At 73.5% G+C, this 16,375-nt stretch carries 17 protein-coding genes; 8 read left to right on the top strand and 9 right to left on the bottom strand.

Translation table 11 applies throughout. From position 1 onward, the window contains the following. Nucleotides 1-2 precede the first annotated feature (2 nt). The 3 genes from ABZY13_RS12485 to ABZY13_RS12495 all read right to left on the bottom strand — a co-directional run bounded on the left by ABZY13_RS12485 (nt 3) and on the right by ABZY13_RS12495 (nt 2,798). The gene (locus ABZY13_RS12485) at nt 3-572 is read right to left on the bottom strand and encodes a hypothetical protein (protein WP_356629642.1); all 570 of its coding nucleotides are present in this window, start codon (nt 570-572) and stop codon (nt 3-5) included. 252 nt (nt 573-824) lie between these two features. Further along, complete coding sequence (gene murQ / locus ABZY13_RS12490; RefSeq protein ID WP_356629644.1) at nt 825-1,760, bottom strand: N-acetylmuramic acid 6-phosphate etherase; 936 nt, start codon at nt 1,758-1,760, stop codon at nt 825-827. A 111-nt stretch (nt 1,761-1,871) separates the two neighbouring features. Then, nucleotides 1,872-2,798 (bottom strand): MurR/RpiR family transcriptional regulator, encoded by a 927-nt coding sequence (locus ABZY13_RS12495; protein WP_356629646.1) that lies wholly within the window; start codon nt 2,796-2,798, stop codon nt 1,872-1,874. 55 nt (nt 2,799-2,853) lie between these two features. Between ABZY13_RS12495 and ABZY13_RS12500 the strand changes: the two genes are divergently transcribed. Both ABZY13_RS12500 and ABZY13_RS12505 read left to right on the top strand, forming a co-directional pair. After that, nucleotides 2,854-3,234 (top strand): hypothetical protein, encoded by a 381-nt coding sequence (locus ABZY13_RS12500; RefSeq protein ID WP_356629648.1) that lies wholly within the window; start codon nt 2,854-2,856, stop codon nt 3,232-3,234. Beyond that, nucleotides 3,231-3,497 carry a DUF4031 domain-containing protein gene (locus tag ABZY13_RS12505; RefSeq protein ID WP_356629650.1) on the top strand — a complete coding sequence of 89 codons (267 nt, stop codon included), beginning with the start codon at nt 3,231-3,233 and terminating at the stop codon, nt 3,495-3,497. Before ABZY13_RS12500 ends, ABZY13_RS12505 begins: the two co-directional genes overlap by 4 nt. A 41-nt stretch (nt 3,498-3,538) precedes the next feature. Here the strand turns inward: ABZY13_RS12505 and ABZY13_RS12510 are convergent, their stop codons facing one another. Beyond that, nucleotides 3,539-4,636, bottom strand: a complete 1,098-nt coding sequence (locus ABZY13_RS12510) for a GNAT family N-acetyltransferase (protein WP_356629652.1) — start codon at nt 4,634-4,636, stop codon at nt 3,539-3,541. 28 nt (nt 4,637-4,664) lie between these two features. Next, nucleotides 4,665-5,309, bottom strand: a complete 645-nt coding sequence (locus tag ABZY13_RS12515; RefSeq protein WP_356629654.1) for a hypothetical protein — start codon at nt 5,307-5,309, stop codon at nt 4,665-4,667. A 63-nt stretch (nt 5,310-5,372) separates the two neighbouring features. On the opposite strand from ABZY13_RS12515, the gene ABZY13_RS12520 reads away from it, so the two are divergent. Then, nucleotides 5,373-6,053, top strand: a complete 681-nt coding sequence (locus ABZY13_RS12520; protein WP_356629656.1) for a maleylpyruvate isomerase family mycothiol-dependent enzyme — start codon at nt 5,373-5,375, stop codon at nt 6,051-6,053. 121 nt (nt 6,054-6,174) lie between these two features. Beyond that, entirely contained in the window at nt 6,175-6,951 is a 777-nt protein-coding gene (locus ABZY13_RS12525; RefSeq protein WP_356629658.1) for a copper homeostasis protein CutC, read from the top strand. Here the strand turns inward: ABZY13_RS12525 and ABZY13_RS12530 are convergent. Continuing rightward, the gene (locus ABZY13_RS12530; RefSeq protein WP_356629660.1) at nt 6,914-8,953 is read right to left on the bottom strand and encodes a UvrD-helicase domain-containing protein; all 2,040 of its coding nucleotides are present in this window, start codon (nt 8,951-8,953) and stop codon (nt 6,914-6,916) included. The two genes, ABZY13_RS12525 and ABZY13_RS12530, sit on opposite strands and share 38 nt — an antisense overlap. 167 nt (nt 8,954-9,120) lie before the next feature. After that, entirely contained in the window at nt 9,121-9,837 is a 717-nt protein-coding gene (locus ABZY13_RS12535) for a helix-turn-helix domain-containing protein (RefSeq protein WP_356629662.1), read from the bottom strand. A 232-nt stretch (nt 9,838-10,069) separates the two neighbouring features. Here ABZY13_RS12535 and ABZY13_RS12540 point away from each other — a divergent pair, with 232 nt between their 5' ends. The 3 genes from ABZY13_RS12540 to ABZY13_RS12550 are packed head-to-tail and all read left to right on the top strand — an operon-like array spanning nt 10,070 to nt 12,530. After that, on the top strand, nt 10,070-10,744 hold the full coding sequence (locus tag ABZY13_RS12540; RefSeq protein ID WP_356629664.1) for a DUF4097 family beta strand repeat-containing protein: 675 nt from the start codon (nt 10,070-10,072) through the stop codon (nt 10,742-10,744). Nucleotides 10,745-10,788: 44 nt separating this feature from the next. Further along, nucleotides 10,789-11,742, top strand: coding sequence for an ATP-binding cassette domain-containing protein (locus tag ABZY13_RS12545; protein ID WP_356629870.1), 954 nt, complete (start codon nt 10,789-10,791; stop codon nt 11,740-11,742). Further along, nucleotides 11,739-12,530: an ABC transporter permease gene (locus tag ABZY13_RS12550; protein WP_356629666.1), complete on the top strand. Its 792-nt coding sequence runs from the start codon at nt 11,739-11,741 to the stop codon at nt 12,528-12,530. The genes ABZY13_RS12545 and ABZY13_RS12550 overlap by 4 nt, the downstream gene beginning before the upstream one ends. A gap of 45 nt (nt 12,531-12,575) precedes the next feature. Here ABZY13_RS12550 and ABZY13_RS12555 read toward each other — a convergent pair whose 3' ends face one another. Continuing rightward, nucleotides 12,576-14,222: a DNA repair helicase XPB gene (locus ABZY13_RS12555; RefSeq protein WP_356629668.1), complete on the bottom strand. Its 1,647-nt coding sequence runs from the start codon at nt 14,220-14,222 to the stop codon at nt 12,576-12,578. Between the two features lie 179 nt (nt 14,223-14,401). On the opposite strand from ABZY13_RS12555, the gene istB reads away from it, so the two are divergent. Continuing rightward, nucleotides 14,402-15,727, top strand: a complete 1,326-nt coding sequence (gene istB / locus ABZY13_RS12560; protein WP_356629670.1) for an IS21-like element helper ATPase IstB — start codon at nt 14,402-14,404, stop codon at nt 15,725-15,727. Here istB and ABZY13_RS12565 read toward each other — a convergent pair. After that, nucleotides 15,705-15,920 (bottom strand): hypothetical protein, encoded by a 216-nt coding sequence (locus tag ABZY13_RS12565; RefSeq protein ID WP_356629672.1) that lies wholly within the window; start codon nt 15,918-15,920, stop codon nt 15,705-15,707. The two genes, istB and ABZY13_RS12565, sit on opposite strands and share 23 nt — an antisense overlap. Nucleotides 15,921-16,375 lie beyond the last annotated feature (455 nt).

Here is a 16,375-nt window from a genome sequence, read left to right on the forward strand (position 1 = left end):
GCCTACAGGTTGCCCATCGGCTCGATGTCCACCCGCACCGGGGTGCCCCACACGCGGAGCACCTCGTAGTCGGTGAACTCGTGCACCAGCCGGTACGCCATGGCGGCCCGCGAGCCGCGCCGCTGGGCGGCCAGATACAGCTCGGCCTCGCGCCGGTCCCGGCGCGGGGTCCCGCACAGCTGCCACTCCTGCCCGTTCCACAGCTCCGGCAGCCAGCGCTGCTGGGGCTGCGGACGGTCGCCGCGCACCCCGTACCGCGACGGCGCGGTGGCGGCGGGGCCGGCGGGCGCGGCGGGGCCGTTGAACTCGGCCCGGCGGGCCGCCCGCCGCCGCGTCTCGCACAGCAGGCACAGGTCGGGCGCGCTCTCGTCCACGGGCCCGTACGGATGCTCGGGGCAGCGGGTGGCCGGGGCCTGCGCGCCGGCGCTCTCCTCCAGCAGCTCCAGCGCGCGCTTGAGGTCCGCCTTGATCTCGTGCAGCTTGGCGTCCGGCGTGTCGGCGCCGAGGGCCTCGCCGTGTTCCCCGAGCAGCCGGAGGGCACGGCCGAGAGCGGTGACGTGGGCGTGGTTCATGCCGTCCAGTGTCTCAGCGGGGGGCGCGGGCCGTGCCGCGCGCGGTGGCGGTGGGATTGCGTCGGCAGCCGCGTCGCGCGGCCGTCGGGGCGTTCGGCCGTGCGGCAGGGGGCCGCCGCCCGCACCCTCCAGGGCAGTCGGTCGGTGGCCGCGGGGTGTTCGGCCGGTGTGTCAGTGGGCTGCCGTCTCCAGCGGCTCGCGCAGTCGGTCGCCGGAGTTCGCCCGGTGGCCGTGTGGTGTTCGGCCGGTGTGTCAGCGGGCTGCCGCCACCAGCGCCTCGCGCAGTCGGCCCCCCGACTCCGCCAGCAGCCGTGCCGCCGTCGGGGCGTCCACCTGGCCGAGGATCGTCAGGATGGCGTCCTTGACCTCGCCGCCCGTCGCCGCGAGGGCCGCCTCGATCTCGTCGTCGCCCGCGCCGGTGGCCAGGGCGACGATCCGGCGGGAGCGGGCGCGCAGCTTGTCGTTGGAGGCGCGCACGTCGACCATCAGGTTCCCGTACGTCTTGCCCAGCCGGATCATCGTGATCGTCGAGATCATGTTGAGCACCAGCTTCTGCGCCGTGCCCGCCTTCAGCCGGGTGGACCCGGTGATCAGCTCGGGCCCGACGACGACCTCGATCCCGTGCTCGGCGGCCGCGGCGAGGGCGCTGCCCGGATTGCAGGCCAGCCCCACGGTCAGGGCGCCGTGCGCGCGGGCGTGCTCCACTGCGCCGACGGCGTAGGGCGTACGGCCGGACGCGGACACGCCGACCACCGCGTCCCCGGCGGTCAGCCCGAGGGCGTCCAGGTCGCGCCGGGCCAGCTCGGCCGAGTCCTCGGCGCCCTCGACGGACGTGACCAGCGCGTCCCTGCCGCCCGCGACGAGGCCCACGACCTGCGCCGGGTCGGTGTTGAAGGTGGGCGGGCACTCGGAGGCGTCCAGCACCCCGAGCCGCCCGGCGGTGCCGGCGCCGGCGTAGACGAGCCGTCCGCCGCGGGCCATGCGCTCGGCGACGGCGTCGACGGCGGCGGCGATGCGGGGCAGCTCCCGGGCGACGGCGGCGGGGACGCCGGCGTCCTCGCCGTTCATCAGCGTGGCGATCTCCAGGGTGGACAGCCGGTCGATCTCCGCCAGTTCGGGCCGGAATGCCTCGGTCGGCAGGCTCGCCAACTGGGCCCGCAGGCCGGTCGATTCGGGTGTGGGGGTCATGGACGTCGGTTCCTGTTCGGTGCGGGTGGGTACGGCATGAACCGCCTGCGACGGCGGATGTCCTGCCTGCGAGCCGGATGTCCTGTCCGCCTGCGACGCAGGACGTCCCTCCTACCTGCGATGCCGGTGGGCCAGTGCCTCGTAGGACGCGGACAGCGCCGGCCCCGCCGTCTCGTAGGTCCGCTGCGCCACCCCCACGAACAGGCAGTCCACCACCAGCAGTTGGCTGGTCCGCGAGGACATCGCCGCGGGCCGCAGCTCGCTCTCGCGGGCCGTGGACGTCGTCAGCACCAGGTCGGCGTACTGCGTCACCGCGGAGTCGGGCCGGCCGGTGACCGCGACGGTCGTCGCCCCGCGCTCGAAGGCGACCCGCAGCGGCTCGATGACGTCCCCGGTCGACCCGGAGTGGGTGATCGCGACGGCGACGTCCCCGGCGCGCAGCTGCACCGCGTTCGTCACCGCGAGGTGCGGATCGCCGGGCGCGTGCGCCATCAGCCCTATGCGCAGCAGCTTCTGCGTCAGGTCCTGGGCGACCAGTCCCGACGCCCCGATGCCGTACACGTCGGTGCGGCGGGCGGTGGCCACCGCGGCGACGGCGGCGCCGAGCTGGGCGGTGTCGAGGCCGGCGGCGGTGTCGGCGAGGGTCTGCTGCTCGTCGAGGGCGAGCTTGGCGACGACGTCGGCGATGGGGTCGTCCACCGCGATGTCGGTCGTGATGGCGGGCGCGCGGCCGGACTGCTGCTGGGCTGCGAGGCCGGCGAGGGCGAGGCGCAGATCGCGGTAGCCGGGGTAGCCGAGGAGGCGGGCGGTGCGTACGACGGTGGCCTCGCTGGTGCCCGTGCGCTCGGCGAGGCCGGTGACGGTGAGGGCGGCGCAGCCCGCCGGGTCGCCCGCGAGGGCCTCGGCGACGCGCTGCATGGAGCGGGTCATCGACGGGGCGAGGGTGCGGACCTTGGCGGCGAGGGCGGCCGGCGCGGGCGGGGCGCCGACGGCGGACACCGGCGCCCGGCGGAAAGTTTCCTTCACGTTCCGGGTCACCTCTGAAAGGTATTTTCGGTTCGGTGTCGTGGTCAAGAGTGCGCACAATGGGTGCATGGACCCCATCAGCCCCCTGGAGCAGGCGCTGCACGCCGCGCGCGCCCTGGTGCTCGCCGACCTCGTGGCGGGCCGGGTCGCGCAGGCGGACGTCGTCTCCCTGGTCGAGGAGTCCGTCGCGCAGCGGCGTTGGTGGGTGGAGCAGTGGCCGGAGGGCGCCGCCTTCGTGGCCGGGCTGGTCGCCCAGGACGTGCAGGACGCCCTGCTGGACCGCCACGGCCGCTGGCCCCTGTGCCCGGTGTGCGGCTCCGGCGAGCCGCACGCGCTCGACGTCGAGCCGGAGCTGGGCCCCGACCCGCACTGGGTGTGCCACAAGGCGGGCGTGAAGGTCGCGGCGATCGGAGGGCTCGGCGCCTGCGGCGGGGCGCCCTCCTCGTGACGGTGTACATCGACCCGCCGACCTGGCCCGGCCACGGCCGCATGTGGTCCCACCTGATCAGCGACGTCTCGTACGACGAACTCCACGCCTTCGCCGCGCGCCTCGGCGTCCCGCGCCGCGCCTTCGAGCGGGACCACTACGACATCCCCTCGCACCGCTACCGGGACGCGGTGCGGGCGGGCGCGGTGGAGGTCGGCAGCCGCGAGGTGGTGCGGCTGCTGCTCGGGGCGGGACTGCGGCGCCGTAAGCACGACGCGGGCTGAGCCGCGGGTCCCCGTGGGGCGCGGTCGGGCCGTGGGGCGCGTCAGCCGCGCAGTTCGTACGCCACCAGCTTCTCCTCGCCGTACGCCTCGCTCACCCGCGTGAACCCGGCGCGTGCCAGGACGTGCCGCGAGGCCGGGTTGTCCCGCTCCACGGTGGCGAACAGCGACCGCACGTCGTCGCGCGCCAGCGCCCAGTCCGCCAGCGTGCGCAGCGCCTCCGTGGCGTAGCCCTGTCCGCGGGCCGGTTCGGTGAGGTCGTAGCCGATCTCGGTACGGCCGTCCTCGTCGGGGGAGCCGTGGAAGCCGATGCCGCCGATCGCGCGGTCGTCCTCGCGGCGCACGACGGCGAAGAGGCCGAACTCGGCGCGGTGCACGCCCGCCTCGTACGCCGCCACCGTCATCCCGGCGGCCTCGCGCGTGCCGTCGAAGGGGCCGCCGCCGAGCCAGTCGAAGCCGCCGTCGCCGCCCGCGGCGAGGTCGGCCGCGGCGGCCGGGGTGACGCCCTCCAGCGTGAGGCGCTGCGAGGCGGGCAGGACCATGTTGTTCTGCCAGCGCCACTCGGTGACCCGGGGCCGCCCGGGCAGCTCGCCCCGGCCGGTGGCCCACAGCAGGGTCCGCCAGGGGTCGGGGCCGGGCCGGACCTCGGGGAAGATCGTGCCGAGCACGAAGGCGGCGAGTTCCGCGCGCGGCGCGTAGGACAGGCCGAGGCCCTCGGTGAGGTCGTGGGTGTGCAGCAGCACCTCGGCGACGCCCATCGCGGCGAAGCCGGTGCGGTTGGCGCTGCGGAACGGGTACGGGTGGAAGGCGCGCACCGCGCGGGGCGTGGTGCGCACGGTGGCGGCGAGCAGGGTCCCGGTGGTCTCGATGACGTGGAGGACGCCCCGGTTGTCGGCGGGGTCGAAGCCGGCGGAGCCGTCGAGGGTGATCTTGAAGGGTACGTAGGAGTCCTGCGCGCGCCCGGCCAACTGGCCCGCGTAGGCGAGCAGACAGCTCGCCACATGGGTGGCCGTCCTGCGGCAGTCCCACTCCAGCGAGCCCGCCCGCACCCGCTCCCAGTCGTCCCGCTCCACCGCCGCGCCCAGCGCCGCGACGGCGCCCGCGACGGCCTGCTCCACCAGATCCCCGCCCGCATCGCTCATGCAGCGCAGGCTAGGCGACGCCGCACCGTCACGACGACAGCATTTCCAGCTCGCCTCCGACGTTGTAGCGAGCCGTCGCCTCCCAGTGGGCGGCGCCGTAGGGGGTGCGGAACAGCCTCGGGAGGGCGAGGAGTTGGCGCAGGACCTCGGCCCGGCCCGCGCGGAAGGCGTCGGACGGGACGAAGCCGTACTCCTCGCGCACGGCCGCGGTGTAGGCGGCGTAGGCCGACGGCGGCGCGGCGAGGATCGCCAGGTCGGCGTCGCACAGCACCACGCCGTTGCGGTCCCCGTCGGCCGGGGCGTGCCCGGCGGTGAGCCGCACCAGCCGGGCCACCTCGGCGGTCTTCGCCTCGGCCAGCCCGGCCTCCGCGAGGGCGCGTTCGGCGAGCCGCGCGGACCGCTCCTCGTTCTCCGAGCGGTCGGGCAGATACACCGCGTCGTGGAACCAGGCGGCCAGCCGCACCAGGTCCGGATCGTCGGCGTACTCGGCCAGCGTGTCGACGCGGTCGAGCACCGCGGCCAGGTGCGTGAGCGTGTGGTACCGGCGCTGGGGCTCCTGCCAGCGGGCGAGCAGGTTGTCGGCGTACGGGGCCGGGTCGGGGCCGTACGCCGGGGAGCGGGCGGCCTCCAGGGCGGCGGCGAAGCGGGTGCGCAGGGCGTCGGGATCGGCCATGCGCCCATTGTCCCGGCCCCGCGTCCTCCCGGCGGGCCGCGCCTTCCCTCTAGCGTGAACGTCATGACGACACCTGCCGATGTGTACGACGTACGGGACCCGGAGCTGCCCGGGCGGCTGCTGATCCTCGAACGGGACGAGTTGGTGCCCCTGCTGCGGGAGCGGGCGGAGGGGGAGTTCGCGCTGCCGGTCGCCGCCTGTCCGGGGTGGTCGGTGCGCGATGTGCTGGCGCACTGCTCCGCCGCGCTGACGCGGGTGGTGGAGAGCCGGTACGAGGCCGACGTGTTCTCGCCCGCCGCCAACGAGCGGGACATCGCCGAGCGAGGCGACTGGAGCAACGCCCGGGTCGTCGACGAGCTGGAGCGCGGGATGACCGGGGCCGGGCCGGTGATCGCCGCCTCCGACGGGCTGCTGGACAAGCTGGCGCTGGGCGAGTGGGTGCACGGCGGCGACGTGCGCGAGGCGCTCGGGGCGCCGGGGGCGTACGGCGGCCGGCCGCTGCCGGAGGCGCTGGCGCTGCTCGCGTACGTGACCCGGCAGGAGAAGCGGCCGCCGCTCCACGCCGACCTGGACGACCTGGACGAGCCCCTGCGGCTCGGCGACTTCGCCGGCGACCGCCCGCCGGCCCGCTACATCGGCGACGCCCCGACCCTGATGCGGCTGTACGCGGGACGTGCGCCGGCGGCGGGGGCGTCGTACGAACTGGCCGGGGTGACGGAGGACGAGCTGGACATTTTCGACTGAGTCGTCCCGGGCTCCCCGCACGAGCGGCGCGGGGGCCTTCGAAGGAGTGGCGTCGGGCACGGGCGTAGTCTTCAATTGGTTCAAGTGGACTAGACCTGTAGCCGTCGACGAATGGGGTCCCATGAGCAAGCGTGCAGTCCTGGAGGTGATCGCCCTCGACGCCGAGGACGCCGTCGCCGCCCAGGCCGGAGGCGCGGACCGGCTGGAGCTGGTCACCGACATGGCGGCGGACGGGCTCACCCCGTCGGCCGGGACCGTCGGCGAGATCCGCGCCGCCGTCGACATCCCGGTGCGCGTGATGCTGCGGCTCGCGGACGGCTTCGCCGCCGGGGACGTCGACCGGCTGGTCGGCACCGCCGGGCGGATGCGGGACGCCGGGGCCGAGGAGTTCGTCCTCGGCTTCCTCGACGCCGCCGGGCAGGTGGACCTGGACGCCGTGGAGCGGGTGGTGGACGTGCTCGACGGCTGCCGGTGGACCTTCCACCGGGCCATCGACCGTGCCGCCGACCGGGACGCGCTGCGCAGGGCGCTCGACGGGCTGCCCGGCCTCGACGCCTACCTCACCGCCGGCTCGGCCACCGGCGTGGACGACGGGCTGCCGGTCCTGTGCGCGGAGGCCGCACGGGGCGGCGAGCGCGGCTACGAGCCGCGGATCCTGGTCGGCGGCGGGCTGCGGCTCGACCATGTGCCGGCCCTGCTCGCCGCCGGGATCGACGCCTTCCACATCGGCGGCGCCGCCCGGCCCGAGGGCTGGACGGGGCCGGTGTCCGAGGTGGCGGTCGCCGAGTGGCGGTACGCGCTGGACTCGGTCGTGCCGGCCTCGGCCGGGGAGGATCAGGGGTGGGCGGTCGGAGCCGCGGTCACCCCAACTGCTCCGGCAGCGGCGCCGAGTACGTGACCGTCAGGCCGGACACGGCCCGGGTCAGCGCCACGTACAGGCGGCGCAGGCCCGTCCGCTCGTCCGGCTCGCCGTCCACGATCGCCCGCGGCTCGTCCAGCACCACGTAGTCGTACTCCAGGCCCTTCGCCAGCGATGCCGGGACCAGCGTCAGCCGGGTCTCGCGGGTCGTCTCCTCGCCCGGCCCGAGGAAGGCCAGGCCCGCGGCCGTGAGCGCCCCGGCGAGCGCGGGCACCCGGGCGTCGGCGGCGATCAGGCCGATCGACCCCTCGTGGCGCAGCGACTCGGCGCACACGGCCACCACCTCCGCGTCCCCGCCGACCCGCCGCACCTCGAACGCGCCCGGGTTCTCCCGCACCGACGCCACCGGCGTCAGACCCGGCGCGATGTGCGGCAGCAGCCGGGAGGCGTAGGCGATGACGTCGGACGGGACGCGGAAACCGGCCGTCAGCTCCTCGATCACGGCGTCGTCCTTGCCCAGGTGCGCCAGCGCCTCCTCCCAACTGCGGGTCGCCCAGGGCGTGGTGCCCTGCGCCAGGTCGCCGAGGACGGTGGCGGAACCGGTGGTGCAGCGCCGGCCCACCGCGCGGTACTGCATCGGGGACAGGTCCTGCGCCTCGTCCAGGACGACATGGCCCAGCGAGGGCGTGCGCTCGACCAGGTCGGCGGCCTCGTCGATGAGCACCGCGTCCGCCGCCGACCACTTGGCCGACCTCACCGAGCGGACGGGCTTCGCCCACAGGATCGTCTTCTGCTCCTCGGGGGTGAGGACCGCGTCGGCATGCTCGGCGAGGAAGTCCGCGTCGGTGAGCAGCCGCAGCACCAGCTTCGCCGGGTCGACCGGCGGCCACACGGCCTTCACCGCCGCCTTCACGGCGCTGTTGCGGGCCACCGCGTCCTGCACCCGGTCGTCGGGGGCCTCCCCGGCCCGCTCCATCTGCACGAGCACGGCGTGCGCGATCCGCTGCGGCAGCGCCTCCCGGGCCGCGCCGTAGCGGATCCCGCGGTCCAGCAGCTCCCGGACGATCTTCTCCAGTTCGTACGCCGGCACCCGCCAGCGCCGTGACCCGCGCACCACGACCACCGGCTCGGTGGGCGGCGTGACGTGCGCGTACAGCGCCCGCCGCAGCACCTCGGCCATCCGGGCGTCGCCCTTGACGACCGCCGCCGCCGCGTCGTCCGCGCCGCTCACCTCGACGTGCGCCACGAGGTCGTCCACCGTCGCCTGACGCACCGTCAACTCGCCGAGCGCGGGCAGCACCTGCTCGATGTAGTGGAGGAAGGACCGGTTCGGCCCGATGACCAGCGTCCCGGTGCGGGCGAGCCGCTCCCGGTGGGCGTAGAGCAGATACGCGACCCGGTGCAGGCCGACCGCCGTCTTCCCGGTGCCGGGTCCGCCCTGCACGCACACCGTGCCGCCCAGCCCGGACCGCACGATCTCGTCCTGCTCGGGCTGGATCGTCGCCACGATGTCCCGCATCGGGCCGACGCGCGGGCGCTCGATCTCCTGCTGGAGCAGCCTGCTGGTCCGCGCCGCCTCCGCCGGGTCCGACAGGTGCTCGTCCTCGTACGCGGTGAGCTGCCCGCCGGTGTAGCCGAAGCGGCGGCGCAGGGCGACGTCCATCGGGTCCTTCTTCGACGCCCGGTAGAACGGCTGCGAGACCGGCGCGCGCCAGTCGATGACCATGGGGTCGCCGTCGGCGTCGTGCACGTGCCGCCGCCCGATGTAGAAGCGTTCCCCCTCGGCGCCCTCCGCCCGTTCCGCCCCCGGTGCGTGCAGGTAGTCGAGCCGGCCGAAGAACAGCGGCGTGTCGCTGAGGTCGGCGAGGGCCTTGATCCGCTCATCGATCTGGCGTTCGAGGATCCGGGCGTTGACCCAGTTCGCGGTCACGTCGCTGATGTCGAGCGACTCGACGTCCTGGCGCATGGCCCGCAGCGCGGCACGGGAGGCGGCGAGGTGGGAGCGCTCGCGGGAGAGGGGATCGTCGGCGGGCGTGGACAAGGCGGTGCCTCCGGAGGACCTGCTGGGTGGGTGTGCGTCGGGATGCCGTCCGGTTCGGTCCGGGCGACGGCCGTCCGGTTTCCGTCCGGACGGCGGCACTCCGCGAGTGGGAGGCGGGCAAGGGCGGAGATTCTAGGGGAGGGGTGCGGACCCGGGCCAACGAATATTCAGGCGTCCTCGGGCTTCGAGTGGAGGATGTCGCGGGCCTGCTCCGCCGCGCGGGCGATGCTCTCGCTGATGAAGGCGAGGTAGCGGGCGATGTTCTCCAGCCGGACGGCGGCCGGGGTGTCCGGGCCGAGGACGCCGACGCCCTGCCGGGTGATCTCGCCGATGTGGGCGGTGGAGCGGGCGCTGGCCATCATCGACTGGTAGAAGACGTCGTCGTCCACGATGTAGCGCTCGCGGCGGCGTTCGCCCTGTTCCCGGCGGAGGAGGCTCTGGCTCTCCAGGAACGCGACGGCCTTGGACACGGACGCCGGGCTGACCCGGAGGCGCTGGACGAGTTCGGCCGCGGTGAGGCTTCCGGTGTCGGTCAGTATGAGGCAGGCCAGCACGCGTGCCGTCATCAGCGGCATGCCGGAGGCCATGAGGACGGTGGTGAACGTCTCCTCGAACTCGCGCACCGCCTCGGCGTCCCGTCCGTCGCCCCGCCCGGGCCGCTCCGGTCCCGGTGGGGCGGGCCTGCGCCGGTGGGCGCGGCGTTCGGCGGCGCGGTGGGCCAGGTCGGCGCGGTAGCCGGTGGGGCCGCCGTTGCGCATCACCTCGCGCGTGACGGTCGAGGTCGGCCGGTCGAGCCGGCGGGCGATCTCGGCGTAGGCGAGCCCGTCGGCCAGCCCCAGCGCGATCTGCTGACGTTCCTGCTGGGTGAGCCTGCCTCCGGGCATGCGCGGTCTCCTTCGTGGTCCTTGAGGTCCCCAGCGTAGCGTTCGACGGCATTCATTGCAATGAACTGCGATGGCGTTGTTGCGTTATCTCCTGACTCATTGCAATGAAATGGTGCCTCTGAGCTGTGTATTCACGCATCAAGTGCAACAGGCTAGTTGCCTGCTTCTTGAATGCAACGTAGCGTTTCTCATATCGGAAACAACTCGCCGTGCCAGCCACCAGGAGTACGCCATGCAGACCTTCGCCACCCCCGCCCCCGTCTCCGCCGTCCTCGACATCCCCGCGGGCCGCATCCAGTTCATCGCCGCCGACCGGGCCGACACCGCGGTCGACATCCGCCCCGCCGACGCCTCGAAGAACCGGGACGTGCAGGCGGCGGAGCGCACGACGGTCGCCTACGCCGACGGCGTGCTGCGGATCGAGGCCGCGCCGGTGAGGAACCCGGTCCTCGGCCGGGCCTCCGGTGCCGTCGAGGTCACCGTCCGGCTCCCGGCGGGCTCCCGTGTCGAGGCCAAGGCCGCCGCCGCCGACTTCCGGGGCGTCGGACGGCTCGGCGACGTCGCCTTCGACGGCGCGCAGGGCACGGTCAAGCTCGACGAGACCGCGAACGCCCGCATCGGCCTCCTCGACGGAGGCATCTCGGTCGGCCGGCTGGGCGGCTCCGCCGAGATCAGCACCCAGAAGGGCGACATCCGCGTCGCCGAGGCCCTGCACGGCACGGTCGTCCTGCGCACCCAGCTCGGCGAGGTGTCGATCGGCGCCGCCCGCGGAGTCTCCGCCTCCCTGGACGCCGGCACCGGCTACGGCCGGATCCACAACTCGCTGAAGAACGCCGACGGCGCCGACGCCGGCCTGGCCATCCACGCGACCACCGCCCACGGCGACATCACCGCCCGCGGCCTCTGAAGGAGCCCTCCATGACCGGCACCACCCACCTGACCAGCACCGGCATGACCAACCCCGCCATCACGGCGAGCGGTCTGCGCAAGTCCTACGGCGACAAGGTCGTGCTCGACGGCATCGACCTCGCCGTCCCCGAAGGCACGGTCTTCGCGCTGCTCGGGCCGAACGGGGCCGGCAAGACCACCGCCGTCAAGATCCTCTCCACCCTCGTGTCCCCCGACCCGGCCTCCGGCGAGATCCGGGTCGCGGGCCACGACCTCGCGGCCGACCCGCAGGCCGTGCGCGCGGCGATCGGTGTCACGGGGCAGTTCTCCGCGGTGGACGGGCTGATCACCGGCGAGGAGAACATGCTGCTGATGGCGGACCTGCACCACCTGCCCCGCGGCGAGGGCCGACGGGTGTGCGCGGACCTGCTGGAGCGCTTCGGCCTGGCGGAGGCGGCGAAGAAGCCGGCCTCCACCTACTCCGGCGGCATGAAGCGCCGTCTGGACATCGCCATGACCCTGGTCGGCAGCCCGCGCGTGATCTTCCTGGACGAGCCCACCACCGGCCTGGACCCCCGCTCCCGGCACACCATGTGGCAGATCGTCCGCGACCTCGTCACCGGCGGCGTCACCGTCTTCCTCACCACCCAGTACCTGGAGGAGGCCGACCAGCTCGCCGACCGCATCGCCGTCCTCCACGACGGCGGGATCGCCGCCCACGGCACCGCGGAGGAACTCAAGCGGATCGTCCCCGGCGGACACGTCGCGCTCCGCTTCACCGACCCCGCCGCCTACGGCGCCGCCACCGCCGCCCTGCCCGCGGCCACCCGCCACGACCGGACCCTGACCCTGCACATCCCCAGCGACGGCAGCCAGCGCGACCTGCACACCCTGCTGACCCGCCTCGACACCGCCGGCGTCCACGCCGACGAGCTCACCGTCCACACCCCCGACCTCGACGACGTCTTCTTCGCCCTGACCGGCGGGAACGAGCCCGTAAAGGAGACCACCCGATGAGCGGCTCCCCGTCCCTCGCGGTGCGCGACTCGGCCACCATGCTGCGCCGCAACCTGCTGCACGCCCGCCGTTACCCCTCCCTCACCCTCAACCTCCTGCTCACCCCGATCATGCTGCTCCTGCTGTTCGTCTACATATTCGGCGACGCCATGAGCGCGGGCCTGGGAGAGGGAGCCGACCGCTCCGACTACATCGCCTACCTGGTGCCCGGCCTGCTGCTGATGACCATCGGCAGCACCACCATCGGCACCGCGGTCTCCGTTTCCAACGACATGAGCGAGGGGATCATCGCCCGCTTCCGGACCATGGCCATCCACCGGCCCTCGGTCCTGATCGGGCACGTCGCCGGCAGCGTCCTGCAGTCCGTCGCCGCCACCGTCCTGGTCGGCGCGGTCGCCGTCGCGATCGGCTTCCGCTCCACCGGCGCCACCCCCCTGGAATGGCTGGCCGCGTTGGGGCTGATCGCCCTCTTCGCCCTCGCCCTGACCTGGATCGCCGTCGGCATGGGCCTGTCCAGCCCGACCGCGGAGGCCGCGAGCAACAACGCCATGCCGCTGATCCTGCTCCCGCTGCTGTCCAGCGCCTTCGTCCCCGTCGACGGGATGCCGGGCTGGTTCCGGCCGATCGCCGAGTACCAGCCCTTCACCCCCGCCATCGAAACCCTGCGAGGACTCCTCCTGGGCACGGAGATCGGCCACCAGGGATGGCTCGCCGCCACCTGGTGCCTCGCCCTCACGGCCCTCGGCCACCTCTGGTCCACGTCCCTCTTCAACCGCGACGCGAAGTAGCGGCCCGAAGAAGCGGGACACCCCGGGACGAAGGCCTCGAAGACCTCAGCCGCCCTCCGCCAGCAGTTCGTCCGCGTCCATGATCCGGTACGCGTACCCCTGCTCCGCCAGGAACCGCTGGCGGTGGGCCGCGAAGTCCTGGTCGATCGTGTCACGGGCGACCACCGAGTAGAAGTGCGCCTGATGCCCGTCCGCCTTCGGCCGCAGCACCCGGCCCAGCCGCTGCGCCTCCTCCTGTCGCGACCCGAACGTGCCCGACACCTGGATGGCGACCGTGGCCTCCGGCAGGTCGATGGAGAAGTTGGCGACCTTGGAGACCACCAGCACGCTCAGCTCGCCCTGCCGGAACGCCTCGAAGAGCTTCTCCCGCTGGGCGTTGCTCGTCTCGCCCTTGATCACGGGGGCGTTCAGATGCTCGCCCAGTTCGTCGAGCTGGTCGATGTACTGCCCGATGACGAGGATCTGCTGCCCGGCGAACCGGCGCACGATCGCCTCCGTCACCTTCCGCTTGGTCACCGTGGTCGAGCAGAACCGGTACTTCTCCTCCGGCTCGGCCGTGGCGTAGGCGAGCCGCTCGGAGTCCGTGAGGTTCACCCGGACCTCCACGCAGTCGGCGGGCGCGATGTAACCCTGCGCCTCGATCTCCTTCCACGGGGCGTCGAACCGCTTGGGCCCGATGAGCGAGAAGACGTCCGACTCCCGGCCGTCCTCCCGCACCAGCGTCGCCGTCAGGCCGAGCCGCCTGCGCGCCTGGAGGTCGGCGGTGAACTTGAACACCGGCGCCGGCAGCAGATGCACCTCGTCGTAGACGATCAGGCCCCAGTCGCGGGAGTCGAACAGCTCCAGGTGCGGGTAGACGCCCTTCCGCCGCGTCGTCAGCACCTGGTAGGTGGCGATGGTGACGGGCCGGATCTCCTTCCTGGTCCCGCTGTACTCGCCGATCTCGTCCTCGGTCAGCGAGGTTCGCTTCACCAGCTCGTGCTTCCACTGCCGGGCGGAGACGGTGTTCGTGACCAGAATCAGCGTCGTCGACTTCGCCTGCGCCATCGACCCGGCGCCGACCAGGGTCTTCCCCGCACCGCAGGGCAGCACGACGACACCGGACCCGCCGTGCCAGAAGTTCTCCACCGCCTGCTTCTGGTAGGGGCGCAGCGCCCAACCGTCCTCGGCCAGCTCGATCGGGTGCGCCTCGCCGTCGACGTACCCGGCGAGGTCCTCGGCCGGCCAGCCCAGCTTCAGCAGCGTCTGCTTGATCTGCCCGCGCTCCGAGGGGTGCACGGCGACCGTGTCCGGGTCGATGCGGGCGCCGACCAGCGGGGCGATGCGCTTGGAGCGCAGCACCTCCTCCAGCACCGGCCGGTCGGTGGTGGTGAGGACCAGCCCGTGGGCCGGATGCTTGCTCAGCGTCAGCCGGCCGTAGCGGTCCATGGTCTCGGCGATGTCGACGAGCAGCGCGTGCGGCACCGGGTAGCGGCTGTACTCCACCAGCGCGTCCACCACCTGCTCGGCGTCGTGGCCGGCCGCGCGGGCGTTCCACAGGCCGAGCGGGGTGACGCGGTAGGTGTGGATGTGCTCGGGCGCCCGCTCCAGCTCCGCGAACGGCGCGATGGCGCGCCGGCAGTCGTCGGCGCGCTCGTGGTCGACTTCCAGAAGCAGTGTTTTGTCTGACTGGACGATCAGCGGACCGTTCACTCGGGCACCCTTTCCGTACGGCCGGACAGTACGGCCAAACGTCCAGTGTGCCTGATCGGGGGCGAGACGGAGCGGGTGTGCGCCGGAGCGCGGACGTGGTGTGTCCGACAAGATGTCTAATCACTCGTGCGAGTGGCGTGACTTCATTTGCTGGGTGGCGACTGCGAAGAATGCTGATCATGCAGCCCCTCACAGGTACCCCACCGCCGACTCCGGCGCCCACCCCTTCCCCGCCCGCGACGACCACGCTCGGGTACGCCCTGTTCGCGACCCGCTGGCTCCAGGCCCCCCTGTACTTCGGCCTGGTCGCCGCGCAGGGCGTCTATGTGTACAAGTTCTTCAACGAACTGTGGGCCTTAATCCTCCGGTGCGTCACCGGCCAGGCGACCGAGACGTACGTGATGCTCGCGGTCCTCAAGCTCGTGGACGTCGTGATGATCGCCAACCTGCTGATCATGGTGATCGTCGGCGGCTACGAGACGTTCGTCTCCCGCATCGGCCTCCAGGGCCACCGCGACCAGCCCGAGTGGCTCTCGCACGTCAACTCCAACGTGCTCAAGGTCAAGCTCGCCACCGCGATCGTGGGCATCTCCTCCGTCCACCTGCTCCAGATGTTCGTGGACGTGCACCACACCGACCAGCACTCGCTGCTGTGGGGCACGGTCATCCACATGGCGTTCATCGTCTCCGCGGCGATCCTCGCGTACATGTCCGGCCCGATGGCCGCACACGCCGACCGCCCGCACCTGCCCGTGCACCTGCAACCGGCGCACGGCGAGCCCGGGGGCCACGGAGCGTACGGGGTGCTCGGCGCGCACGGTGACCTCGGCGGGCCGACCGGTCCCGGCGGTCGTGCGCAGACGCTCCCCGTCGTCCCCGCCCAGGGCGGGCCGCCCCAGGGTGAGGCGGCCGGCGCCGAGGAGCGCATCCGGGCGGCGGGGTTGTCCGTCCGGAAGACGCTGGAGGAGTTCGACGCGGAGCATCTGCGCGCGTTCGACCGGGAGACCGTGGCCCGGCTCGGAAAACTGGACTTCGTCGTCGACAGGGAGAACGTCCTGTTCGTCGGTCCCCCCGGCACCGGCAAGACCCATCTGGCGATCGCCCTCGGCGTACGGGCGTGCCAGGCCGGTCACCGGGTGCTGTTCGCGACCGCGGGTCAGTGGGCGGCGCGGCTGGCCGCGGCACGGGCGGAGGGCCGGCTGGACGAGGAACTGGCCGAGCTGGACTCCGTGCCGCTGCTGATCGTCGACGAGGTCGGCTATCTGACCTTCGACGCGGAAACCTCCCATCTCTTCTTCCGTTTGGTCGCCCACCGCTACGAGCGGGGTTCGCTGATCGTGACCGGCGACCGGCCGCCGGAGCGGTGGGGCGAGATCTTCGCCGGCCCCGGCACCGCGGCGATGGTGGACCGGCTGGCGCACCACGCCGTGACCGTACGGCTGGAGGGGCCGAGCTACCGGCTGCGCGGGGCCGCGTCCGGGGCTACTTCAGAGAGATGTGGTTGATCAGCGGCCCTTCGACGTTCGCCACCTCCCCGACCAGCGGGCCGCCGCCGCCACTGGGCAGCGGCAACGGCAGCGGGTTCGCGTCCGGGGTCGCCGAGGCTCCGGGCGCGAGCAGGCCGGCCAGAGCGAGGGACGCGAGCGCGGCGACGGCGGGCGTCAGGACGCGCACGAGGATGCGAAGGGGAGGACGCAAGGGGGGACGCACGGGGGGACGCACGGGGGGACGCATGGGGGGTTTCCGGCCTTTCCAAGGCTGACGGTCGGCTGAACCGAGGGGGCGGCCGGGCCGGCCCCGGCGGAAGCCGGGACCGGCCCGTGGACGACGACGCGCGGCAGACGCCGGAAGCGACGCCGCGACGACACCACGACGACGCGCCGGCACGGGGACGGGCGACGAGGTGGCACGGGGAGGGGTGATGCCGTGGCGGCGACCGCCTACAGCGTCACACCCCCGCCGAGGTCGATGCCGATCGCCGCGGCCTGGCCGGCGAGGGCGCCGAGCATCGCGGCGGTGGCGGTCAGAACGGCTGCGGCACGACGGACAGCACGCATGAGTGTTCCCTTCTGGTGAGCGATCTGCGCGGGTTTGCGCGGATCAGGACACCCGGTGGTTGCCCGCCGATCCACCCCGCGATGCGGGACACGGCC

It is taken from the genome of Streptomyces sp. NPDC006610 (assembly GCF_040611575.1).
In the GTDB taxonomy this organism is placed as follows: Bacteria; Actinomycetota; Actinomycetes; order Streptomycetales; family Streptomycetaceae; genus Streptomyces.